The following is a 23,049-nucleotide window of genomic DNA, read 5'->3' as shown; positions in this document are numbered from 1 at the left end:
GAGGAATTACTTCTCCTTGTGAATGTCCCAGAAGCTGGGACCGATGGGCTCGGGGAAATCGCCGGTTGCGACAAGGTAGCCCTCGTCGTCAACCTCGATAGGGAGCTGCGGGAGCGGACGGTGCGCCGGGCCGAAGACAACCTTGGCGCCGTCGGTGACATCGAAGGTCGACTGGTGGCACGGGCACAGCATGTGGTGGGTCTGCTGTTCGTAGAGCGCGACGGGGCAACCGACGTGCGTGCAGATCTTCGAGAACGCGAGGATTCCCTCGTGGCCAGCCTCGAGCGAGGCCTCATTCTTGCCGTCTGCAGGATCGATGCGCACGAGAATTGCTGCTGCTTTCGCGCGCTCCTCGATCCAGTCGGGAGTCTCCTCGGTGAGGCCCTCGGGCATCACGTGGAAAATCGAGCCGACGGTGACGTCCGAAGCCTTGATGGGCGTCTGGTCATGGTCGCGGGCGATGCGAACGCGCTTCTTGTTTTCCGTGGCGCGGCCCCAGAACGTGTGGTGGAGCTTATTGCCGGGAAGGGGGCCGAGGGTCGAGATCGGGAAGAGCACGGCGATCGGAAGGGCCGCCAGTGCACCCACGAGCGAGGCGACGACCAGCGGGCGGCGGGCGATACCGGACTCATTGATGCCGTCGACAAGAATCTTCGACGCGGCTTCGCGCGTTTCTTCATTGCCGCGCTGTGCGTGACGCTCCTCGGTGACTTCGTGATCGGGCATGAGCGTCTTTGCCCAGTGGATCGCACCTGCACCGATGAAGAAGATGCCAACAGCGAGGCCGATACCCATGGTGAGAGTTGACCAGTGCACCGCTGAGAGGGTGCCCTCTTCTGCAAGGAGGTTCGTGCCCGTGGGGCTGAACAGGAAGTAGGAGGCGATAAAGAACGCCGTGCCGAGAATCGAGAGGACGAACAGCAGCGAGACGATGCGCTCGGCGCGCTTTTCAGCTTTGGGGTCGAGATCTGCTTGGCGGTACTCGTGCGGCGGAATGCCCGGGTTGCGGAAACCGCCCTCTTCCGCGCGCGCGACGGTGCTTACGCCCTTGCGCGGCGAGGTGCCGTCGATGTTGTGTGTCAGTTCGTTCACTTTGCCTTAGCTCCCAACCAGATAGCGCAGCCGAGCAGAATCGCGAGAATCGCCGTCCAGGCGAAGAGGCCCTCGGTGACCGGGCCGAGTGCGCCGAGCGAGTAGCCGCCGGGCGAGCCGTTCTCTTCAAGCTGGTTGAGGTAGGCGATGACGTCGCGTTTGTCTTCGGGGCTCAGGTTGTTGTCGTTAAACACCGGCATGTTCTGCGGGCCGGATTCCATGGCTTCGTAGATGTGCTTGTCCTCGACACCGCGAAGAGTCGGGGCCCACTTGCCTTCCGTAAGTGCGCCGCCGGCAGCAGACGCGCTGTGGCACATGGCGCAGTTGATGCGGAAGATCTCGCCACCTTTGGTGACGTCGGCGCCTTCCTTGCTCAGCTGCTCCTCAGTGGGGATCGACGGGCCGGGGCCCAGCGAGGCCACGTATGCGGCAAGCTGCGAGATCTGCTTATCGGTGAACTGCACGGGCTTGCGCTGCGCCTGCGGGCCGGACTCCTGCATGGGCATGCGGCCCGTGCCCACCTGGAAATCGACGGCAGCGGCGCCAACGCCGATGAGCGACGAGCCAACCGTGTTGCCGTCACTGTCTTTGCGACCTTCGCCGTTCATGCCGTGGCACGTCGCGCAGTTCGAGACGAAGAGCTTCTTCCCTTCGGCGACGTCGGAGGCCGAGAAGGCCTCAGCGGATGCGTCTTTGGGGGAGAGGACGGCAAACAAACCGCCCGTGGCGATCAACGCCATCAAGATGATGGCAAGGAGCGCCATCGGGTGATGGCGGTGTGTGGCCAGAGCCTTCACTGTGAGGACCTCGTTTCGGTAAAGGGTGCGAATCCGAGTAGGGGAGCTTTAGAAGAAGGCCCAGTTGCCTTCAACGGTGTGGAGAACGAGCGGGTCAAGCAGGTAGACCACGAAGAAGAGGGCTACCCAGATGACGTCGACGAAGTGCCAGTAGTACGACACGCAAATCGCGCTGACCTCTTCGTGGTGCGTGAAATTCTTCGCGGAGTAGGCGCGCGCGAGAACGAAGAGGAAGGCGATAAGCCCGCCAAGGACGTGGAGGCCGTGGAAGCCCGTGGCGAGGTAGAAGATTGAGCCATGAGGCGTGCTCGAGATGGTGAGGCCCTTATGCACGAGCTCGGCATATTCGAAGGCCTGGCCCGACACGAAGATCGCGCCGAGAATGAAGGTGAGGGTGTACCACTCGATGAGGCCCCAGCCGGCGATGTTGACGATCGAGCCGGTGCGGCGCTTGCGGCGCTTTTCTGCGGCGAATACACCCATCTGGCACGTGATTGAGCTCGTGACCAGGATGAGCGTGTTGGTGATGGCGAAGTTGAGCGTGAAGTTCTTCTGGCCCTCGTAGAAAACCTCGGGTACGACGCCGTACAGCGTGAAGTACATAGCAAAGAGCGCACCGAAGAACATGATTTCGCTCGCGAGCCACACGATGGTGCCGACCTGAGTGGTGTTCGGCCTGCTCACGGGGGAGGTGCGAGGGGCGGAGGAAAGAGTCGCAGTTGTCACGGTTCTCATTCGTCGTTGGTCGGGTTGCGAGGCCATGCACGGCACATGGTCTCGGCCGCTGCGGGCAAGGCCCGTGCGGCCCTGCTGGGACAAAAGTCCGTGCGCAGGTTTTTTCAGCATACCTGTTGGAAGCGCGATTGTTGAATCGAACGGGGCTTTTGTCCCGGTTTTTTCCGTGATCTAAGCCGTGTTCCGTCTGGTGGGCTTGCTCTACGTCACGAGCGTTCACGCCTTAATATGGGCGCCATGACGGATCAAGAAATCTATACGTGGCCCGCGCTGACCCACGCCCTCATCAAAGGGCGCGATCTCACGTCCGAAGAGGCGTGGTGGGCAATGCAGCAGATCATGCGCGGCGATGTTGATCCGGTCCCTCTCGCCGGTTTCCTCGTGGCGCTTCAGGCGAAGGGAGCGGTGACCCATGAGGTCAACGCACTCTCCTCCTCCATGCTCGAGCACTCGAGGATCATTAGTGCGCCCTCTGGCGCCGTCGACATCGTGGGGACGGGCGGAGACGGCGCCCATACCGTCAATATCTCGACCATGGCCTCGCTCGTGATCCGCGGCGCGGGGATTCCTGTGGCAAAGCACGGCAACCGTGCCGTGAGTTCGAAATCGGGTTCGGCGGACGTACTCGAAGCGCTCGGGGTGCGCCTGAATCTTCCCGTGGAGGGCGTGCAGCGCGTGCTTGACGAAGCGGGAATCTCGTTTTGTTTCGCCCAGGTTTTTCACCCGTCGATGAAACATGGTGCGGTTGCCCGAGCCGGTCTCAAACTGCCCACGGTTTTCAATGTGCTCGGTCCCATCACCAATCCCGCCGGGGTTCGTGCCCATTCCGTCGGCGTGGCATTCGAGGAGATGGCGCCTGTCATCGCAGGTGTCTTTGCAGACCGCGGCGCGTCCGCCATCGTCGTGCGCGGGCGCGACGGCCTCGACGAGCTGAGTATCGCCGCCGAAACCGATGTGTGGGAGGTAAGGGACGGGTCCGTTACGTCGCACGTTGTCGCCCCCGAAGACTACGGACTCTCACGCGCACGTATCGATGCGTTGCGCGGTGGCGACCCCTCCTACAATGCCCAGGTGGCGCGAGACCTGCTTGCCGGCACGACTGGGCCCGTGCGAGATGCCGTCGTGCTCAATGCCGCTTCGGGCATTGTCGCAGCCGAGGGGCTCAAGGAAAGTTCCGACGCCAGCCCTGCCTTCGCCGAGCGAATGCTCCGCGCGGTGAAACGGGCCGAAGACTCACTCGATTCCGGAGCCGCCAAGGCTGCGCTTGAGCGGTGGATCAACGTCTCGCAGAGCGTCGAAACACCCGCTGAAACTCTTCGATCGTAAAGCGGGCGGTAGACGGCATCGACCACTCGCCCTCCACGTGAACGATCCGGATGCCAGGTTTCGCGAGCCATTCGAGGATGAGCTCAGCCTCGTGGTGGTAGCCGAAGCACAGCGGGGCGCGCAGGGCGGCCTCCGCTTCGCTTTCGCGAGCAAGTGCCTCGATAGCCGAAAGCGGGTCGCTCCACGCCGGCATCGTGCGCGCTGCCCCGAGCCGCCCGTGCCGTACGGCAAGAACCTCCCACTGCCAGGGCGATTGAGTCGAAGCATCGTGGCACGAGATTTTGCGCGCCGCGACGAGGAATGGAACCTCCGCGATGGATCGCAATCGTGCGGCACGTCGCGCTGCATCAGCAAACAACTCGACCCTCGTGCGCAACGCCTCGGCGTTCTCGTAGAGGCCCCTCCCCACGAGTGCGCGCATTTTCTGAGCCGCGTACTCAAAAACATCGCTCGGATCCTCGGTGAGGGCCCGGTGCATTCGTGCGTGGAAGCCTGCGCTGCTGCGCACGGGCTCCGACGCTTCTGCGGCAAACGTCGGTCCATGAACCGGCGGTACCGGCAGTGCCCCCGCGGCAGCCGACGGTTCCCGGGGAACCGTCGGACTTTTGGTCCCGGTGCGACCTTCCGCGGCACCAGCGTTGTCCTCTTCGGCCCCGATGGCCGCAGTCAGTGCCGCGTACACGAGGGAGCGAATCGGCTCGACGTCGTGGCGCGAGCGGAGCGGGCCGATATAGGCGTGGAGCGACGTTTCGCTTTTGACAGTGCGCGCAAGGCGCAGCCCATCGGGGGTGACTCGAAGCCAATTGCCCTTGGAAGGGCGGATTCCCTGGCGATTGGCGATGGGGCGCTCACTTGCGATTGCGCGCAGCTCGCGGATTGCAGCTTCGGCGTCGCTTGAACACTGCACAATGTCGATACGCTCGGTGACGGGAATGATATCGAGGACGGCTCGCCTGGTCTCGTTCGGTGAAAAGTAGGTGCGCACTCGCGAGCGGAGATTGCCCGACTTGCCGATGTACAGCGTTGAACCGTTGGCGTCGACGAAGGAGTACACGCCGGGCACGGGCGGGATGTCCGCCGCGAGGTGGCGTTTGCGGATTTGGGCGGGACTTGCTTTCTTCCCACTTGAGGTGAGATCCGAGAGGTGGCTTGCGCCACCGGCAGAAAGTCGCGCGATGATCTCGTGGAGAACATCGACCGTTGCGCGCGCATCCGACAGCGCGCGGTGGTTGGGCACCGTCGTTGCCCCAACCGTTCCCGCGAGAGTCGAAAGCTTGTGGTTCTTCACTTCGTCACGTCCGAAAACGCGGCGCGCGAGTGTAAGCGTATCGACGACCTCGAACGGTGGCCACCGGTACTCGAGCCGGAGCGCCGCGGCCTTCAAAAACCCGATGTCGAAACGGGCATTGTGGGCGACGAGCACCGAGGTGCGTGCGAACTCGAGGAAAGCGGGGATGACCGCTTCTGCCGACGGCGCATCGCGAACCATGTGGTCAGAGATCCCCGTGAGGGCGGCGATGTATGCGGGGATCGGACGCTCGGGGTTGACGAACGTCTGAAACTCCTCGACAACCTCGCCGCCCACAACCCGTACGGCGCCAATTTCCGTGATGGCATCCAGTTCGGTGTTCGTCCCGGTGGTCTCGAGGTCGACGACAACGAACTCGACATCGATGAGCTCCGGGCCAAGATCCTCGAATGCCCGCTGCGCAGTCCGAGTGATGGCGCCGTCCGCCTTACTTCTTCGTGTAAATGCGGTCGATGACCTCGGAGAAATCCTTCACAACAGCGGCACGCTTGAGCTTGAACGACGGGGTGAGGTAACCGTTCTCCTCCGTGAAATCCGCATCGATGATCTCGAACTTGCGGATCGATTCGGCGCGAGAGACCGAGGTGTTGGCTTCGTCAACTACCCTCTGGACCTCGGCGATGACCTGCTCGTTCGTAATGGCTTCGGCAAGCGACATCGACCCGAGCCCCTGGTTTTTGAGCCACCGGGGGAGCATTTCGCGGTCGAGAGTCACGATCGCCGACACGAACGGCTTTTGGTCGCCTAGAACGATGCACTGGCCAACGACGGGGCTCTGGCGCACGGTGTCCTCGAGTTGGGCAGGCGACACGTTCTTGCCGCCTGCGGTGACGATGATTTCTTTTGAACGGCCCGTAATCGTGATGTAGCCGTCCTCATCGATGCTCGCGGTGTCGCCCGTGTTGAACCAGCCGTCCTGGAGGGCCAGCGCGGTGGCGTCGGGATTGTTCCAGTACCCCTTGAACACCATGACGCCCTTGACGAGCAGTTCGCCCTTGTCGTTGAGCTTGACTTTCGCGCCTGGGAACGGGGGACCGACGGTGCCGACCTTGACATTCCACGGATTGTTGACGCCTACGGGGGCGGTCGTTTCCGTGAGGCCATAGCCTTCCAGGATCGTGACACCGATGCCGCGGAAGAAGTGGGGGAGGCGGTCGCCAAGTGGCGCACCACCCGAGATTGCGTAGGTGAGCTTTCCACCCATGAGATTGCGCAGCTTCGAGTACACGAGCGTGTCGAACAGCTTGTACTGGGCTTTCACGTGCAGGGGAATCTTGCCCGTGTCGAGGCCCTTCGAATACTGGATGGCCACCTCGACGGCACGGTGGAAGATCTTGCCTTTACCGTCTCCAACAGCCTTTTGCTCGGCGCCGTTGTAGACCTTTTCGAACACGCGAGGGACTGCGAGCAGGCACGTGGGCTTGAACGAGGCGAGATCGTCGAGGAGTTGCTTCGCATCGGGGGAGAAACCTGTCGTGCACCCGCACACGATGGTGATGAACGTGATGTCGCGTGCGAACACGTGCGCGAGCGGAAGGAACATCAGCAGGCGCGAGCCAGGGGGCATAACCGCCTCACCCAGAAGGCCCACTGCGTTGAGGGACTGATCCATGAAGTTTGCGTGCGTGAGCTCCACGCCCTTGGGCCGGCCGGTCGTGCCGGAGGTGTAGACGATCGTCGCGGTGTCTGACTTGTGCCGGCTCTTACGCGCCTTCTCAATCGCGTCGTCGTCGATATCGGCTTCTGCAACGGAGAGCTGCTCGATGATGCCCTCTTCGATGACCCACACCTGCTCGAGATCCGAGAGCGAAGAGCGGACTTCGTCGATGTCCTGCGCATGGCCGGCGTTTTCGCAAAAAATGAAGCGCGCACCGGAATCGGAAGCGATCCATTCGATCTGCCCGGGGGAGGACGTTTCGTAGATCGGCACGCTGATCGCCCCGGTGAACCACAACGCCCAGTCGATGAGTACCCATTCGAAGCGCGTGCGAGACATGATCGCGACTCGGTCGCCTGGCTGGACGCCTTCGTTGATAAGCCCCTGTGCGAGACGCTTCACGAGCGTGATGAATTCAGGTGCGTACATGGGTGACCATGTGCCGGGCGTGAGCTGACGCTCCCACAGGGGAATGTCGGCGTACTTGGTGCGGCGTAGAAGGAGGAAGTCGGTGATGTTTTCGTCTGGCTTCGACTCTGCGATTTGCGGCGTTTCGAACTCGCGTGACACGGGGGAATGCTCCTTGACTTCTAGGCGGGGCTGCACTCGAGTGTACGCGCCTCACGTGCATTGAGGCATGGAGGAGGCTTCGTGTGGCGCGTTCCTTCCCTCACGATGGGCGCTGCCCTATAGGGTTATCCCCGTGCATCTCTATCCCGTCTTGCAGCCGATCGTTAAATTTCTGCTCACGCTCTTCTGGCGCCCCACAGTTGCGGGCCTCCAGCACGTTCCGTCTTCGGGGCGCATGATCATGGCGTGCAATCACACCTCCGCGTTCGAAACTTATTTTGTACCGTGCATGATTCCGCGCGAGATTCACTGGCTTGGAAAGGATGCTCTTTTCAAGGGCAAGGGGGTACCGGGGAAGTTTTTTGCGTGGCTCATGCGCTCGGTCAATGTGATTCCCGTGGATCGTTCGGGAAGCGGTGGCGCGAGCTCGGCGCTCGACGCGGGGATCGCGGTGCTCGAAGGTGAGCACGCCCTCGGCGTGTTCCCCGAGGGCACGAGGAGCCATGACGGGCGAATGTATCGCGGTAAGACGGGCGCTGTACGCCTCGCGCTCGCGACGGGTGCGCCCATCCTTCCCGTCGCCGAACTTGGCGCCTTTGAGGCGCAGCGCTCGAAGAATTCCATCGTGCCGAAGCTCCGTTCAAAGCTCCATACACAGATCGGCCCAACGATCGACATGCGCGCGCAGCTGTCGACGTTGAGAGCAGACAATCCGAGCGACGCACCCGCCACGCGCGAAGAACTTCGCACGCTCACGCGCTCGCTCATGGAAGCGATTCGCGAGCTATCCGGCCAGGAGTATGTGGACGAGTACGCCGCGGACGTGAAGAAAAGACTTAAGGACGCGAACGCTTCGTAAGTTCCGGTCGCGAGAGTGCCGCTGAGCGGACCCACATGTCGCGCTCGTGACTTTCGCCTACTATGTCCGGGTGAGTTATCAGAACCGTAACGTTGCCGCGACATTCCACCCGTTCGAGCTTTCCGAATCATCCGCCCATCTCGAGGCGCTTTCGTCGTGGCGCGAATATCCGAGGGTCCAGCAACCAACGTGGCCGAACGAGAAGGAGCGGGCACGGGTCTTTGATGAGCTGAGGGCCGCACCCCCACTCGTGTTCGCGGGCGAAGTTGACCTTCTTCGCACCCACCTCGCTAAAGCAGCGCGTGGCGAGGCATTCCTCCTTCAGGGAGGCGACTGCGCAGAAACCTTTGCGGACTCGACTGCCGACCGCATCAAGAACAAGGTGCAGACGATCCTCCAGATGGCAGCGATCCTGACCTACGGCGCCTCGCTTCCCACGATCAAGATGGGGCGTATGGCCGGTCAGTTCGCCAAGCCTCGCTCGAGCGACACCGAGACGATCGACGGTGTGAGCCTCCCGAGTTACCGCGGCGATGCGGTCAACGGTTACGAGTTCACCTCCGAATCTCGCACGCCCGATCCCTCGCGCCTGTGGAAGATGTACACGACCGCTTCGCAGACCCTTAATCTTCTGCGCGCGTTCACGGGCGGCGGCTTCGCGGATCTGCGGCAGGTGCAGGCCTGGAACAAGGGGTTCGTGGAGTCCGACGCCTACTCGAAGTACGTGCGAGTCGCGGATGATATTGAGCGAGCCGTGCGTTTCATGGAGGCCATCGGTGTGGACTTCGACCCGATTCGCATGGTCGAGTTTTATTCGTCGCACGAGGCGCTTCTCCTCGACTACGAGGAGGCCCTCGCGCGCGTCGACTCGCGCACGGGTGAGATCTACGGATGCTCTGGCCACTTCCTGTGGATCGGTGAGCGAACCCGCCAGCTCGACGGTGCGCACGTGCACTTTATGTCGCAACTGCGCAACCCGATCGGCGTGAAGCTCGGTCCGAACGCGAGCGTGGATGACATGCTTCGGCTCGCAGAGGTCCTTGATCCGGAGCGCGAGCCGGGCCGTCTCACGTTTGTGACCCGCATGGGCGCCACGGACGTACGTGAGAAGCTTCCCGTGCTGCTCACGGCAGCAAAGCGTGAAGGAATCGAAGCCGTGTGGGTGACAGACCCGATGCACGGCAACACGATCACGAGCTCGAACGGTTATAAGACTCGCCGCTTCGACGACATCATGGACGAGGTGCGCGGGTTCTTTGAGGCACACTGGGAGGTCGGCACAACCCCGGCTGGTCTTCACATGGAGCTCACGGGCGATGACGTCACCGAGGTTCTAGGCGGTTCCAGCGAGCTTGACGAAGAGGGCTTGCACCGCCGCTATGAGACGCTCGTCGACCCGCGCCTCAATCACTCGCAGTCGCTTGAGCTCGCGTTTCTCGTCGCCGACATGCTTGGCGATCGGCCGAGCTGATCGCCGCTAGTACACCGTGATCGTCACGGTCGAGCCGCGCGGTACTTTTGTGCCGCCCGGCTGCGACTGCTGGGACACGAGGCCAAAGACGGGCGTGCCTCGCTCGTAGACGACCTGGACCTTGAGCCCGGCTTTTTCGAGCGCCGCGCGGGCGTCGGCTTCGCTCTTGCGGAAAACATCGGGAACCCCGACGAGGTTGGGGCCGAGCGAGATGGAGATCTTGACTTCGCTGCCTGGAAGCACCGAGGTGGCCCCGGCGGGATCTTGCGAGATGACCTGGCCGGCGGGCACGTTCGAGTTGTACTGCTCGTTCACTTTTGGCACGAGGCCCGCGCCTTCAATGGCTTTGATTGCCGCTTTGCGCTCACTTCCCGCGACGCTCGGAACCTCGACCGGTTCGGGTCCGTCACTGACCGTGAGCGTGACGTGCGCGCCCGCGGGCAGCGACGCGTCTGCGGGGTCTTGGCTGATCACGATGTCTTTCGGCACGTCGGCCGAGTATTCGCGGGTCTCGTTGACCTGAAAACCTGCGTCAGTGAGGGCTGAGGTGGCGTCGGAAACCGCCTGCCCTTTTACCTGCGGAACGTCAAAGAGTTCCTGCCCGAGGGAAATAGTGAGGCGCACGGAACTGCCTTTGCGGACCTCCGCTCCCGTGGCGGGATCCGAGGATATGACGTGGCCCTTCGGGACGTCGTCGCTGTAGGCCTGTGCCGTTGTCACCGTAAGTTGTTGCGCCGTTAGCGCGGCTTCAGCGTCGCTGAGAGTTGCGCCCGCAACGAGCGGCACGGTGCGCGCGCCGCCAGGGCCTTCTGTGTCGTACCAGCGCACGCCGCCAAAGACGAGTGCTGCGACGAGTGCAAGGACGCTTGCGAGTGCGAGGAGGCGCATGGTTGGCGAGGGGTGTGACTCGCTCGCATGGGCACCGCGCGAGCGGCGAGGGCCCGTGAGGGTTACGTCTCGGATGCTTTCGTCGGCGTCGGGGGAGTCCGACGGCTGCTCGCGGAGCTCGAACCTTTTCCTGACCGCCGCTCCCGCACCGCTTCCGGTCGTGGAAAGTTCGCGACCTGAGGTGTCGTTTTCCCAGAACTTTGCTGAGGTTTTGTCATCGAGGAGGGCTTCGTTCGACGGCGATGCCGGGGATACCGGTGATACCGGGGAGGCTGGTGACGAAGCGGAATCGGTGCGCGCCGTTGAGGGCGAGAACTGGCGTGTGAGTCGAGGAACGCCGGCCGTCTCGGCATTGGCCTTGACGTTCGGTGCGGGATGCGCACGGTAGGCGAGTTCGGTGGGGCTTAGTGTGTCGAGAGCCTCGTCAAGGGCGAGGAGTACTTCGTGGGCGCGCGTGGGCCTCGAGGCGGGCAAACGCGAGGCCGCCCACGTGATGATGGAGTCAACAGAGGCGGGGATGCCCGGCGCAAATTGTGACGGTGCGGGGATGTCCTCATGCGCGTGCTGGTAGGCGATATGCACGGCCGAGTCGCCCTGGAAAGGAGTGCGGCCCACGAGCATTTCGAACATCATGATGCCCCACGAGTACAGGTCGCTTCGGGCATCGCTCACGCCGCGTGTGACAACCTCTGGGCTGACATACGCGACCGTACCGAGCAAGGTGCCGGTGGCAGAGGTCGTCGCGGATCCAACGGCGCGTGCGAGGCCAAAGTCGGCGACGAGGATGTCGCGCTCGGCGTTCACGAGAACGTTTTCAGGCTTGATGTCGCGATGGATAATTCCGGAGCGGTGTGCGGCATCGAGCGCGGCGAGGACGTCGCGGCCAACACGCAGCGCGCGTTTGAGGCTGAGGGTTTTGTCGCGGCGGAGTTCGTCGCGCAGTGTCTCGCCCTCGACGAGTTGCATGGCAAGGTACACGCGTCCCTGGTCTTCGCCCTGGTCGTAGACATTGACCACGTGGGGGTGGGTGAGCCGGGCTGCGCTTCGGGCTTCGCGGGAGAAGCGCGAGATGAATTCAGGGTTGTCCGCGAGATGCGGGTGCATGATTTTGAGCGCGACAGGGCGATGCAGGCGCTCGTCGAAGCCGCGATACACCGTGGCCATGCCCCCGCGCGCGATCAGATGCTCGACGCGGTAGCGGTTGCTAAGGACGAGGCCGATGTCTGGGGAAGAAGACTCGGTACTCACGCCGCAAGTCTATGCGGGCCGCCGCCGGGTGCCCGCGCACGACACCCTGGAATATGCTGAAGACGTGAATATCTCAGCTGACGACATCGACCGGCTCGACTCTCTCGTAGAGGCGTGGCTTCCACTGCCCGACGTCGCGGAGATCCTCGGTATCTCGGTGACCAAGGTGCAGCGCTTGATTGAGGACTTCCACCTCGTCGAGGTGCGCCGCGGAACCCCTAAGGTCCGTTCTGTGCCCGCCGAATTCCTGCGTGACGGGGCGGTCCTTCCGCACCTGCGAGGCACGATCATGCTTCTCCACGACCAGCATTTTGCCGACCACGAGATCATCGAGTGGCTCTTTACCGACGATGCCTCTTTGCCCGGTCGACCTATCGACCATTTGCGAAGCGGGCAGCGTGGCGAGGTGCGCCGGCGCGCCCAGTCGCTCGGGTTTTAGCCGTATTTTTCGGGCACGGCCCGCGCGTCTTCACTCATGTGGGAAAGGGGCTCAGCGGTCCGTTCGGGCGAGTTTTCGCACGAGCAAGTCGAGGAGTTCGCACGATTCGCTCGAGGTGAGCGATGAGAGTTCGTTCGCGATAACTTCGCGCGCGTCGTCCTCGCGTTGACGAATGAGGTTCTCGACGCTCGCGCGCGCGCCCGTGGCCGTCATGATCTCGCGCACGCGTTCGATGCTCTCCGTATCTGCGTCAGAGTTTCCGACGGTTGCTGCGAGAACGCTGCGGTCGGTTTCGCCTGCGCGCTCCTGCGCGAGGGAGAGAAGCATCGTGCGCTTGCCTTCACGGATGTCTGAGCTTGTGGATTTCCCAAGGGTGGCCTCGTCCCCGAAGACTCCGTCGAGGTCGTCGCGGAGCTGGAAAGCTTCGCCAGCGGGAAGTGCGTAGGCGCCGAGGGATTCGAGGAGCGCGGGAGAAGCGTCGCAGCGGGTCGCGCCGATCATGAGAGGCCTGTGGACCGTGTAGGAGACGGTCTTCCAGCGCGTCACGAGGGAGGCGGAATCCGTTGCCGATTTCGTGGAGGTGATGGCGCCGGACTGGTTCAAGATGTCGAGGTACTGGCCGGCCATCACCTCTGCACACAGCGCCTGGAAATGAGCGCGGTCGTCGGCTCCGGCAAAAGCGTGAGAGGCAAGCTGATGGGCGAGCGCAAGGGCGAGATCGCCGAGGATGACCGCGGTCGCGATACCGAAATCCTCCGCGCTTCCCGCGAGGTTGCGTGCCTCGTGTGCGTGGGTGGCGGCGGCATGTATAGCGGGGCGTCCCCTGCGGGTCGGCGAGTGATCGAGAACATCGTCGTGGATGAGGGCCGCTGCTTGCACGAGTTCGACGGCCGCGCCGAGCGTCGCCACGTCATTCGCATCTGCGGTGCCGAGCGAAGGGTTGGCAGCACACGCGCCCGCGTGCACGAACATCGGTCGCAGGCACTTGCCTCCCTCAAGAAAACCCGTGAGGAGCGCGGCAAGATCTGCAGCTTCCGGCGCGATTGCCCCCAGGGCGTCGCCCTCGGTTTCGAGGAAGCGCGTGAGGGTTGTGGTGACGCTCTCGCGAACGTCGTCGAAAGGGGGGTGATGCACGCGGATCCTCCTCGGCTCGGTGTGGTGTGCTCTCGCCGTGCTGTTGTGAATTTCCATCGTGCCACAGAGCGACGAACTGCGGTTCGGGCCCCACAGACGCAGGCCTCCACAAGCGAGGATCTCAGGCGTGCACGCTCGGTCAACAGCGGTAACGCTTGAGGCATGACACATAAAACACAGCATTTTTCATGCGAGTCACAAGCGCTTGCTCCCACCGTTAATCTGCTTGATGCACGCGATGTTTTTGCGGCAGTCGCCATGCACTTTGACCGCCTTGATATCGATTCCTCACTCATCGTCTTTGGATGTGGTGCGAGTCCAAACGGCGAGGCGGGGGTCATGCTCAGCAGGATGCGCATTGACGAGGGCACAGAGCCCGAATGGGCAGCCTTTGAGGTGTCGCGGCTCGCACTCAACCTCCAGGCGCTCGGCGCAACGCACCTTGCCATCCTCGCTACGGGTTCGCCGGTTCCCGGCGAATGCAAAGAGTGCCCGGGGGAGAGGGCCGAATGCTTCGATAGAGATCGTCACGACACGCAGACCATCGATCTGCTCGTTGCGCTGTGCGACCTTGTCGCCGAGGCGTGCCTCATGCGCGGTCTCACTATCCCCTGTGCCTTACACGCCTATGAAGGGCCGTGGGCGCTCAGTACGACGGCAGATGGCGACTACTGGAAAGTCGCGCACCTTGGTCTGCTCGAAGAAAGTCAGTTCGCCGCGAGCGCGGTCGCAAGCGGCATTCCCTTTCGCGAAAAAGTCGAGAGGGAGGCGATGGACGATGCTTTCCTTGCCTCCGTTCGCTCGCTGTGCGAGAGCGACACCGAATTTCGCACCTTCACGTGCCTCGAGGGGCCGAGTCGTAGCGCGCTCGAGGAACTGAGTGCTCAGCACGCGCGTCAAGAACGAGAGGGCGGGCGCATCGGGGATGGTGACTCCAAGCGCCTTCAGGACGCCGTTCACGTGCTCGCATCGCTAGCGGCATTGGGGCCCGGGCGTGACCACATCATCGCGCACGTCGTGGAATCTGAACAGGACGCTTTTGCGAGCCCCTCGGTGGCCATCGCTTCAGTGTTCGAGGACCCAGAGTTTCTTCCGGGGCCGCATCTCATGCCCGGCGGCCAGGGCGATCGTGTGATCGAGGTGTTTAAGGGCCTGTGGCGAACGTCGAATGCGTGGGATTGTTCGCCTCGCTACCGCGAAGCTCTCGCTAATCTTGGGGCGATTGCCGCCTTCCTCCTGTGGTTCAGCGGGCGTATGGGGGAGGCCTTCCGCTTGGCGGATGACATCCTCGCAGCCGGAGACCACTGCGATATGGCTGAACTCGTTCTGGGTCTCGCGCATGCGGGAATATGCCCGCTTTGGCTTGAAAAAACGTATGCCTCTACTCATGGATAACTGTGGCCATAGCAAGAGTCCGAGACCGCGTGTACGTGTGACGAACCGGGCCGAAACTCAGTAGACTTGCTCCGCACGATTATTGAGCTTCCCCTGCGTGCTCACTACTCGAGCGCGCTGTTTCTAGAAAGGATCGCCATGGTTGTCGTCGCCGCCTATGCCCCGACGTCTCAGGGAGATGCCGCGCTCGAGGCTGCGATCCGCGACGTGGCCGTCACCGACCGCGAGCTCCTCGTGGCCTCGTTCCCGTACGCGGATCCTTTCGAAGGCGCCTGCTGCGCTAATGCCGAGGAGGTCCAGGAGGCTATCAACCGCGTGTCTGCACACATGAGCCACGACGAGCGGGCCTACCTCGAAACTCTCAAAGTGCGCGTGCGTGAGGCGGGAGCTGAAAGCAGCAGAGACATCGGTGATTTTCTTCTGCGGGTTGCGCGCGAGGAGAACGCGAGCGTCATCGTGATCGGCCTTCGGCACAGCGCCCCCGTAGGCAGACTCATGCTCGGTCAAACCGTGAAACGGCTCCTACTCGAGGCGCCGTGCCCCGTTCTCGTGACAAAAGACTAGGTGCGCCTGGAATAGATCCGGATATCGGGCCGTTATAATTGTACGGTTCGTGCGCGATTCGCCCGCCGCCACACGGTGCGAGAGCTGAGCCCGCACACCACCCTCGGATCCCAACTGAAGGAAGCCTGTGTCGACGAGCACGTCTAAGAAAGAAGAAGTCACGAAGAACATCGAGGCCCTCACGTCGGCTCTCGATGGAGCGACTTCGGTGAGCTACGAGGCCCTCAAGGCCTCCGCCAAGTCCCTCGGTATCTCCCCGTACAAGGTTGCATCGCTCTCCAACAAGCTCGAGGAGGCCGGGATCGAGATCCTCGATCGCCCGAGCGACTCTCGCAAGAAGAAGGCAGCCTCGAAGAGCACTGGCGCGAGTAAGGGCGATGCCGCTGATTCCGCCGAGGCCTCGAAGAGCGCCCCGAAGAGTGGCAAGAAAGCTGCGTCGAAAAAGGACACCTCGAAGAAGACTGCCTCGAGTGCGCAGAGCGAGCCCGAAGCGGAGACGGTTGAGCAAGACGCTCCTCGTGAAAAAGACGGCTCCGAAGAAACAGAATCGAAGGCCTCACGCAAGAGGGCTGCCAAGCGCACGTCGGCGAAGAAGGCCGGCAAACGCGGCACCAAGAAAGAAGATTCCGCTGCGGAAGGCTCCAGCGGCGCAGACGACACTGACTCCGCCGACGACGACGATCCGAGCAAGGGCTTCGCGCTCACGAACGACGATGATGATTCGCCGGCTCAGCAGGTTGTGACCGCTGGCGCCACTGCCGACCCTGTGAAGGACTACCTCAAGCAAATCGGCAAGGTCGCGCTGCTCAATGCCGTCCAGGAGGTTGAGCTCGCCGAACGCATCGAGGCCGGGCTCTATGCCGAACACAAGCTTAAGCAAGATCCATCGCTCAAGAAGAGTATGGAGGGCCGCGACCTCGAACTTATCGTTGCTGACGGCAAGGCAGCTAAGGACCACCTGCTCGAGGCAAACCTCCGACTCGTCGTGTCGCTGGCAAAGCGGTATACGGGCCGCGGCATGCTCTTCCTTGACCTCATTCAGGAAGGCAACCTCGGTCTCATTCGCGCCGTAGAGAAGTTCGACTACGCGAAGGGCTACAAGTTCTCGACCTACGCGACCTGGTGGATTCGTCAGGCGATCACACGTGCGATGGCAGACCAGGCCCGCACGATCCGCATCCCGGTTCACATGGTCGAGGTCATCAATAAACTCGCACGCGTTCAGCGCCAGATGCTCCAGGATCTCGGCCGCGAGCCGCTTCCAGAAGAACTCGCGAAGGAACTCGATATGACCCCCGAAAAGGTCGTCGAGGTCCAGAAATACGGCCGCGAGCCCATCTCGCTGCACACCCCGCTTGGCGAGGATGGCGACAGCGAGTTCGGTGACCTCATCGAAGACTCCGAAGCCGTTGTGCCCGCAGATGCCGTGAGCTTCACGCTTTTGCAGGAACAGCTTCACTCCGTACTTGATACGCTCAGCGAGCGCGAATCCGGTGTGGTCGCGATGCGTTTCGGCCTCGAGGACGGCCAGCCCAAGACCCTCGATGAAATCGGCAAGGTCTACGGAGTGACGCGCGAGCGTATCCGCCAGATCGAGTCGAAGACCATGAGCAAGCTCCGGCACCCGTCGCGCTCGCAGGTCCTTCGCGACTACCTCGATTAAGTCGAGTCAAGAGAAGAACAGTGGCCGCACCACACGGTGCGGCCACTGTTCTTCTCTAAGGGCTTTTGGATTTCCCGCAGTAACTGCGCCCTATTCGGCGCTCAAGCGCTCGGTTTCGTCGACAACGCGAGTGGCGATTCCCTCGAGCGCCTCGGCGTTCGCGCGCGCGTGGTGGGCGCAAAACAGAAGCTCGCCGCCCACCTCAAGTTCGAACTTCACGTAAGCCTGCGCGCCGCAGCGATCGCAGCGATCGTGCGCGGTCAAAGTGCGTTCTTCAAGCATCGTTTCCATGCCCCCATTCTCGCCTTGACGCGCCCCCGAAGCGAGCAGTAACGATCCCGGTTCGCTCGCAGCGCAATCGCCTGTGGTACGCCTAACGCGGGGCAACCGTCGGACCCAAAAATCCACCGAAACAGGCGCGTTCCCGCCTAAGATCGGGGCGTGGCACAAAAGACAAACTCCCAGACGGCAGCCTACGATGCAGCGAACCTTCAGGTCCTCGAAGGCCTCGAAGCCGTACGTAAACGCCCAGGTATGTACATCGGCTCGACGGATTCGCGCGGCCTCATGCACTGCCTGTGGGAGATTCTTGATAACGCGGTTGACGAAGCCCTCGGCGGTTTTGGGGACGAGATCACGATCATCCTCCACCCCGACGGCTCGATCGAAGTGCAGGACAAAGCGCGAGGCGTCCCGATCGACAAGGAGCCGCGCACGGGGCTCACGGGCGTCGAAGTCGTCTACACCAAGCTGCACGCGGGTGGGAAGTTCGGCGGCGGTTCATACTCGAATTCGGGCGGCCTCCACGGCGTCGGCGCATCGGTCGTCAACGCGCTGAGTTCTCGCATGGACGTCGAGGTTGACCGAGGCGGCAAAACGTACGCCATGAGTTTCCAGCGAGGCATCGCGGGCACTTTTGACGATCAGAGTGCGCCTGATCCTGCCTCGCCGTTTACGAAGTTCGCAGGCGCAGGTGAATTGCGCGAAATCGGCAAGGTCAAGCGAGGCGTCACTGGCACGCGCGTGCGCTACTGGGTCGATTCGCAGATCTTTATTAAAGGAGCTCACGTCGTCCTCGACGAGATTCAGCGCCGCGCCCGCCAAACGGCGTTCCTCGTCCCAGGGCTCACAATCGTTCTTCTCGATAGGCGCGAAGAGCGCACCCCCGAACAGAGCGAGCGCACCGTCTTCCACTACGCGGGCGGTATCTCCGAATTCGTCGACTATCTCGCGAAGGACCAGAAGATTACCGACGTCATTCGGCTGACGGGATCGGGCGACTACACGGAAACCGTGCCGGTTCTCGATAAAAGCGGTCACATGGTCTCCAAGGACGTGAGCCGTACGTGCGAAGTCGATATCGCTTTGCGGTGGGGTGCGGATTACGACACGACCGTTCGGAGTTTCGTCAACATTGTCGCCACGCCCAAGGGCGGAACTCACGTCACAGGCTTTGAGCAGGCGCTCGTCAAGGTCGTCCGTAAGGCCGTCGATGCGCAATCGCGCCGCGTGAAATTCAACGCGAAGAAAGAAAAGATCGAAAAGGACGACACCCTCGCGGGCCTCACCGCGGTGGTCACCGTCCGTATCGATGAACCACAGTTCGAGGGCCAAACGAAAGAAGTCCTCGGAACCCCCGCCGCGCGTCAGATCGTCGCGAAAGTCGTCGAGCGTGAACTCGGCGCATTCCTCGCATCGACCAAGAAGGGCGAAAAAGAGCAGGCGGCGCTCGTTGTGGACAAGGTCGTGAGCGAGATGCGGGCACGCGTGGCCGCACGCATGCACAAGGAAGTTTCGCGCCGCAAGAACGCGCTCGAATCCTCGACCATGCCCACGAAGCTCGCCGACTGCCGCCACACCGGGATCGACCGCTCCGAGCTCTTTATCGTCGAGGGTGACTCGGCACTCGGCACCGCGAAAAGCGCACGCGACTCGGAATTTCAGGCGCTCCTGCCGATCCGCGGCAAGATCCTCAACGTGCAAAAAGCCTCGATTACGGACATGCTCAAAAACGCCGAATGCGCCAATATCATCCAGGTGATTGGGGCCGGTTCCGGTCGCACGTTCGATATTGAGCAGGCGCGCTACGGCAAAATCGTCATGATGACCGATGCTGACGTCGACGGCGCCCATATTCGCACCCTCCTGCTCACGCTTTTCCACCGCTACATGCGCCCGCTCATCGAGCAAGGCCGCATCTACGCGGCAGTGCCCCCTCTGCACCGCGTCGAGATCATTCACGGCGGTTCGAAAAAGAACGAATACGTGTACACGTACTCCGAGAAGGAACTGCAACAGCTTCTCAAGAAGCTCGAGCGTTCGAAGAAGCGGTACAAGGAGCCTATTCAGCGCTACAAGGGCCTTGGTGAAATGGACGCCGATCAGCTCGCGGACACGACCATGGACCCGTCGCAGCGCCTGCTTCGTCGCGTGACGATTCAGGATGCCGAATCGGCCGATCGCGTGTTCGAGCTCCTCATGGGCTCCGAGGTCGCCCCTCGCAAGCAGTTCATCGTCGAAGGCGCGGAAGAACTCGACGTCGAGAGGATCGACGCCTAGAGCTCAGCTGTGCTCGAGGGTATAGCGCGCCGTGAGAGTGTGCGTCGCTCCTGGGGCGAGATGCACAGTTCCGCCTTCGCTCACCGCAGTTTCGACGCACACGAATCGCGTCCATTCGCTGTCGGGAATGTCGGCGGTGGCGGCGACGTCCGCCTGCCAAGGCGTCCACACGACCGTGCGGCTTGCGCCGTGCTGGTCGATGACGATCCGCCGCGCGGCGCCCGGGTCGGTCAACACGAGCGGCGGTGCTGCTTCGAAGACCAGGTCGGTGGGAGCGCAAAAGCGGAGGACGGAGGGACCCAGGCCCGCGGTTCGAGAGCGGGCAGCATCGGTGTAGGGAACGTTCTCGAGGCCTCCGACGGTTGTCTCGCGCACGTCGCTCACGAGGAAATACGTGTGGAACGCCGCCTCAAGGTCGAGGGGTTTGCCGCCTGCGGTGACGTCCAGGCTGAGCTCGAGTGTCGCGCCCGCACGGACGTGCAGCCTGGCCGCTTTTACTTCGACCCCGGGATAGTTGCGGATCTCAGCGAGGTCGAGGGAGACGTCGATGGTGCCGTCGGGGGTGACCTCAACGCTTGCAAGCTTCCACTGGACACGCCGGAACCATCCGTGTTGTGGCTCTTCGGTGCCCGAGTTTCCGCGGCCAAACCACGGGCCTATGAGCGGGACTCCACCGCGGATGTGGTGCCCGGGGGTGAACGTCGCAAGGGGCGAGAGCCACAGGGTCTCGTCATGACCGTTCGGGATCCAGCTCGTCACGTGGCCGCCGGACAGCGAGAGATCGAGGGCGCATGCGTGAGTGCGAGCGCTCAGTACGGTGGCGCCCTCGCGCTCGCCGAGCGTCACGCCGTCGGGAAGGGGTCGTGAAGTCATGACAGGGAGCCAACCGAGGCGATCGGGAGCGTGAGGGGTGAGCCGGATCCGTCTCGCCTGGCGATCGGCGAAGGAAGGTCGATGGGCGCGCCGGCATCCGAGCACGCGAGTGCGGGCGAATTAACGATCCACGCGGAGATCAGCACGTCCTCGCCGCGCAGGAAGCGATGACAGCGAACGCCACCCGTCGCGCGCCCCTTCGCCGGGTATTCCGAGGCGGCGGAAACCTTGAGTGAGCCTGATTGGACTCCGTCGAGTGCGCTCGAGGAGCCCGCGACGGTCACGACTTCGCCGGGTTTAGTGACGTCGAAGGCGCCGAATCCGATGACCGCGTCGCCCTCGCCGAGCTTGATGCCGGCGACGCCCGAGCCGCTGCGTCCCTGGGGACGCACGCCCGAGGCGGGGAAGTGGAGGAGGTGGGCGTGAGCGGTAATAAAGGCCAGATCCATGTCGGCATCGTCGCGCATGTCGACGACGCCCACGACACGGTCGTCGCCCTTGAGCGTCACGATGTCGAAACCGTCCGACTTCGGGAAGTCTCTGTTGACGCGCTTGACGACGCCGTTCGCGGTACCGAGCGCGATGCCGCCTTTGTCGGTTTCACCCTCGGGAAGGTCGAGCCGCACGAGGCCCACGACCGTTTCATCTTTCTCGAGCGAGAGGAGGTCGGTCAAGCGTGTTCCGCCCGCGATCGACGAGGAGCCGGCCGAAGGTGCGAGCGCGGGAAGGTCGACGACATCGACGTGGAGGAGACGACCGAGGTCGGTGACGGCGCCAATTACGGAGCGTGTTGTTGTGCTCACGCGTGCACGGATGACATCGTGTTGCGAGCGCGTGTGCGCATCGGCGTTCACGGCGTCGATGCGCGGGACCCTGGCAATGAGGCCGGTTCCAGACAGGAGGACATCGCACGGCGCGTCTTCGATCTCGAGGCTCGCGGGCGTCGCTTTGGCCTTCGCGGCATCGGCCTCGAGGAGGATCGTTCGGCGCGGCGTTCCATGTTCTTCGGCGACGGCCTGAAGCTCTGCGCTCACGACGCGGTGGAGCGCAGCCTCCTCGGAGAGAATTTCGAGCAGCTCTGCGATCTCGCGTTCGAGTTCGTCGCGTTCTGACTCGAGCTCGAGCCGCGAGAACTTTGTGAGTCGGCGAAGACGCAGTTCGAGAATGTATTCGGCCTGTGCGCTCGAAAGGTCGAAGACGGCCATGAGGCGCTCGCGCGCACTCTCAACCGTGTCCGAGGAGCGAATGATCTGAATGACCTCGTCGATGTCGACGATCGCGATGAGGAGGCCCTCAACGAGGTGGAGACGATCGCGCCGCTTGCCGAGACGGAACTCAGTGCGGCGACGCACGACGTCGATGCGGTGATCGAGGAAGACGCGCAAGAGCGGTTTGAGGCCGAGCGTGCGGGGCTGCCCGTTCACGAGCGCGACATTGTTAATGCCAAAGGAATCCTCCATGGGGGTGTGCTTGTACAGCTGCTGGAGGACTGCCTCGGGATTGAAGCCGCTCTTGAGGGTGAGCACGAGCCGCATTCCGTTCTTGCGGTCGGAGAGGTCCTGGTAGTCGCTAATGCCCTGGACCTTCTTGGCCTGCACTGCATCGCGGAGCTTTTCGGCGATTTTCTCCGGGCCGATCTGGTAGGGCAGTTCGGTCACGACGATCGCCTTCTTGCGGCTCGTGACATTCTCGACTTTGGTGGTCGCGCGCATCTTGAAAGTTCCGCGGCCGGTCTCGTAGGCGTCACGGATACCGTCGAGCCCTACGATGCGGCCACCGCTTGGAAGATCGGGGCCGGGAACGAAGCGCATAAGATCCTCGAGCGAGGCCTCTGGATTGTCGAGGAGGTGACGCGCAGCCGCGATGACCTCGACGAGGTTGTGGGGCGCCATGTTGGTGGCCATGCCCACCGCGATGCCCGCGGCGCCGTTGACGAGGAGGTTCGGGTATTGGGCGGGCAGGACTTCCGGCTGGAGAAGCTGGTTGTCGTAGTTCGGCACCATGGTGACGACGTCCTCGTCGAGCGAGGCCGTCATCAGGAGCGCGGCTTTAGCCATGCGCGCTTCGGTGTAGCGGGCGGCCGCGGGGCCGTTGTCGAGCGAGCCAAAGTTGCCGTGGCCATCCACGAGGGGCAGGCGCATGTTGAAGTCTTGCGCGAGCCTCACGAGTGCGTCGTAGATCGCGGAGTCACCGTGCGGGTGGAGCTTACCCATCACATCGCCGACCACACGCTGGCTCTTCACGTGCCCCTTATCGGGGCGAAGGCCCATGTTGTCCATCGTGTAGAGAATCCTGCGCTGAACAGGCTTGAGGCCGTCGCGGGCGTCGGGGAGCGCGCGGGAGTAGATCACCGAATACGCGTACTCAAGGAAAGACGTCTCCATCTCGCTCGTGACGTCGATGTCGACGATGTTTTCCTTGATCGGCTCCGGGGCGGGCGTGGATGTACGTGAGGCCATGCAAACCATTG

At 62.7% G+C, this 23,049-nt stretch carries 18 protein-coding genes; 8 read left to right on the top strand and 10 right to left on the bottom strand.

Features of this window, described 5'->3' with window-relative positions:
* Positions 1–6 precede the first annotated feature (6 nt).
* The 3 genes from qcrA to ctaE are packed head-to-tail and all read right to left on the bottom strand — an operon-like array spanning position 7 to position 2,624.
* The gene (gene qcrA, locus FXY94_RS08840; RefSeq protein ID WP_040386996.1) at positions 7–1,083 is read right to left on the bottom strand and encodes a cytochrome bc1 complex Rieske iron-sulfur subunit; all 1,077 of its coding nucleotides are present in this window, start codon (positions 1,081–1,083) and stop codon (positions 7–9) included.
* 5 nt (positions 1,084–1,088) lie between these two features.
* Positions 1,089–1,889, bottom strand: coding sequence for a cytochrome bc1 complex diheme cytochrome c subunit (gene qcrC, locus FXY94_RS08835; RefSeq protein ID WP_016664688.1), 801 nt, complete (start codon positions 1,887–1,889; stop codon positions 1,089–1,091).
* A gap of 48 nt (positions 1,890–1,937) precedes the next feature.
* The gene (gene ctaE, locus FXY94_RS08830) at positions 1,938–2,624 is read right to left on the bottom strand and encodes an aa3-type cytochrome oxidase subunit III (RefSeq protein WP_016664687.1); all 687 of its coding nucleotides are present in this window, start codon (positions 2,622–2,624) and stop codon (positions 1,938–1,940) included.
* Positions 2,625–2,852: 228 nt separating this feature from the next.
* On the opposite strand from ctaE, the gene trpD reads away from it, so the two are divergent.
* A complete protein-coding gene (gene trpD / locus FXY94_RS08825) occupies positions 2,853–3,950 on the top strand; it encodes an anthranilate phosphoribosyltransferase (RefSeq protein ID WP_016664686.1) in 1,098 nt (365 codons plus the stop codon).
* Here trpD and FXY94_RS08820 read toward each other — a convergent pair.
* Both FXY94_RS08820 and FXY94_RS08815 read right to left on the bottom strand, forming a co-directional pair.
* A complete protein-coding gene (locus tag FXY94_RS08820) occupies positions 3,901–5,625 on the bottom strand; it encodes a DEDD exonuclease domain-containing protein (RefSeq protein WP_232049732.1) in 1,725 nt (574 codons plus the stop codon). The genes trpD and FXY94_RS08820 overlap by 50 nt on opposite strands.
* A gap of 61 nt (positions 5,626–5,686) precedes the next feature.
* Positions 5,687–7,486 carry an AMP-dependent synthetase/ligase gene (locus FXY94_RS08815; RefSeq protein ID WP_016664684.1) on the bottom strand — a complete coding sequence of 600 codons (1,800 nt, stop codon included), beginning with the start codon at positions 7,484–7,486 and terminating at the stop codon, positions 5,687–5,689.
* Between the two features lie 133 nt (positions 7,487–7,619).
* On the opposite strand from FXY94_RS08815, the gene FXY94_RS08810 reads away from it, so the two are divergent.
* Together FXY94_RS08810 and FXY94_RS08805 are read left to right on the top strand one after the other, a co-directional pair.
* The gene (locus FXY94_RS08810; RefSeq protein WP_172620180.1) at positions 7,620–8,345 is read left to right on the top strand and encodes a lysophospholipid acyltransferase family protein; all 726 of its coding nucleotides are present in this window, start codon (positions 7,620–7,622) and stop codon (positions 8,343–8,345) included.
* Between the two features lie 46 nt (positions 8,346–8,391).
* Positions 8,392–9,816 carry a class II 3-deoxy-7-phosphoheptulonate synthase gene (locus FXY94_RS08805; RefSeq protein WP_016664682.1) on the top strand — a complete coding sequence of 475 codons (1,425 nt, stop codon included), beginning with the start codon at positions 8,392–8,394 and terminating at the stop codon, positions 9,814–9,816.
* Positions 9,817–9,822: 6 nt separating this feature from the next.
* Here the strand turns inward: FXY94_RS08805 and pknB are convergent, their stop codons facing one another.
* Positions 9,823–11,952, bottom strand: coding sequence for a Stk1 family PASTA domain-containing Ser/Thr kinase (pknB, locus tag FXY94_RS08800; RefSeq protein WP_040386560.1), 2,130 nt, complete (start codon positions 11,950–11,952; stop codon positions 9,823–9,825).
* A gap of 64 nt (positions 11,953–12,016) precedes the next feature.
* Here pknB and FXY94_RS08795 point away from each other — a divergent pair, with 64 nt between their 5' ends.
* Entirely contained in the window at positions 12,017–12,391 is a 375-nt protein-coding gene (locus FXY94_RS08795) for an Rv2175c family DNA-binding protein (RefSeq protein ID WP_232049701.1), read from the top strand.
* Positions 12,392–12,442: 51 nt separating this feature from the next.
* On the opposite strand, the gene FXY94_RS08790 is transcribed toward FXY94_RS08795, so the two are convergent.
* Complete coding sequence (locus FXY94_RS08790; protein WP_016664679.1) at positions 12,443–13,525, bottom strand: polyprenyl synthetase family protein; 1,083 nt, start codon at positions 13,523–13,525, stop codon at positions 12,443–12,445.
* Positions 13,526–13,687: 162 nt separating this feature from the next.
* Here FXY94_RS08790 and FXY94_RS08785 point away from each other — a divergent pair, with 162 nt between their 5' ends.
* The 3 genes from FXY94_RS08785 (at position 13,688) to FXY94_RS08775 (ending at position 17,147) form a co-directional block, all read left to right on the top strand.
* Positions 13,688–14,920, top strand: a complete 1,233-nt coding sequence (locus tag FXY94_RS08785; RefSeq protein ID WP_040386558.1) for a hypothetical protein — start codon at positions 13,688–13,690, stop codon at positions 14,918–14,920.
* Positions 14,921–14,986: 66 nt separating this feature from the next.
* On the top strand, positions 14,987–15,484 hold the full coding sequence (locus FXY94_RS08780; RefSeq protein WP_232049700.1) for a universal stress protein: 498 nt from the start codon (positions 14,987–14,989) through the stop codon (positions 15,482–15,484).
* 127 nt (positions 15,485–15,611) lie between these two features.
* Positions 15,612–17,147, top strand: a complete 1,536-nt coding sequence (locus tag FXY94_RS08775; RefSeq protein ID WP_016664676.1) for an RNA polymerase sigma factor — start codon at positions 15,612–15,614, stop codon at positions 17,145–17,147.
* Between the two features lie 90 nt (positions 17,148–17,237).
* Here the strand turns inward: FXY94_RS08775 and FXY94_RS08770 are convergent, their stop codons facing one another.
* Positions 17,238–17,438, bottom strand: a complete 201-nt coding sequence (locus tag FXY94_RS08770; protein ID WP_016664675.1) for a DUF7455 domain-containing protein — start codon at positions 17,436–17,438, stop codon at positions 17,238–17,240.
* A gap of 150 nt (positions 17,439–17,588) precedes the next feature.
* Between FXY94_RS08770 and FXY94_RS08765 the strand changes: the two genes are divergently transcribed.
* Entirely contained in the window at positions 17,589–19,706 is a 2,118-nt protein-coding gene (locus tag FXY94_RS08765; protein ID WP_016664674.1) for a DNA gyrase/topoisomerase IV subunit B, read from the top strand.
* A 3-nt stretch (positions 19,707–19,709) separates the two neighbouring features.
* On the opposite strand, the gene FXY94_RS08760 is transcribed toward FXY94_RS08765, so the two are convergent.
* Together FXY94_RS08760 and FXY94_RS08755 are read right to left on the bottom strand one after the other, a co-directional pair.
* Positions 19,710–20,579: a D-hexose-6-phosphate mutarotase gene (locus tag FXY94_RS08760; RefSeq protein ID WP_016664673.1), complete on the bottom strand. Its 870-nt coding sequence runs from the start codon at positions 20,577–20,579 to the stop codon at positions 19,710–19,712.
* Positions 20,576–23,038 (bottom strand): DNA gyrase/topoisomerase IV subunit A, encoded by a 2,463-nt coding sequence (locus tag FXY94_RS08755; RefSeq protein WP_040386989.1) that lies wholly within the window; start codon positions 23,036–23,038, stop codon positions 20,576–20,578. Before FXY94_RS08755 ends, FXY94_RS08760 begins: the two co-directional genes overlap by 4 nt.
* Positions 23,039–23,049: the final 11 nt, after the last annotated feature.

The organism is Dermabacter jinjuensis, assembly GCF_902381725.1.
In the GTDB taxonomy this organism is placed as follows: domain Bacteria; phylum Actinomycetota; class Actinomycetes; order Actinomycetales; family Dermabacteraceae; genus Dermabacter; species Dermabacter hominis.
This window is presented reverse-complemented; position numbering and strand designations above follow the sequence as displayed.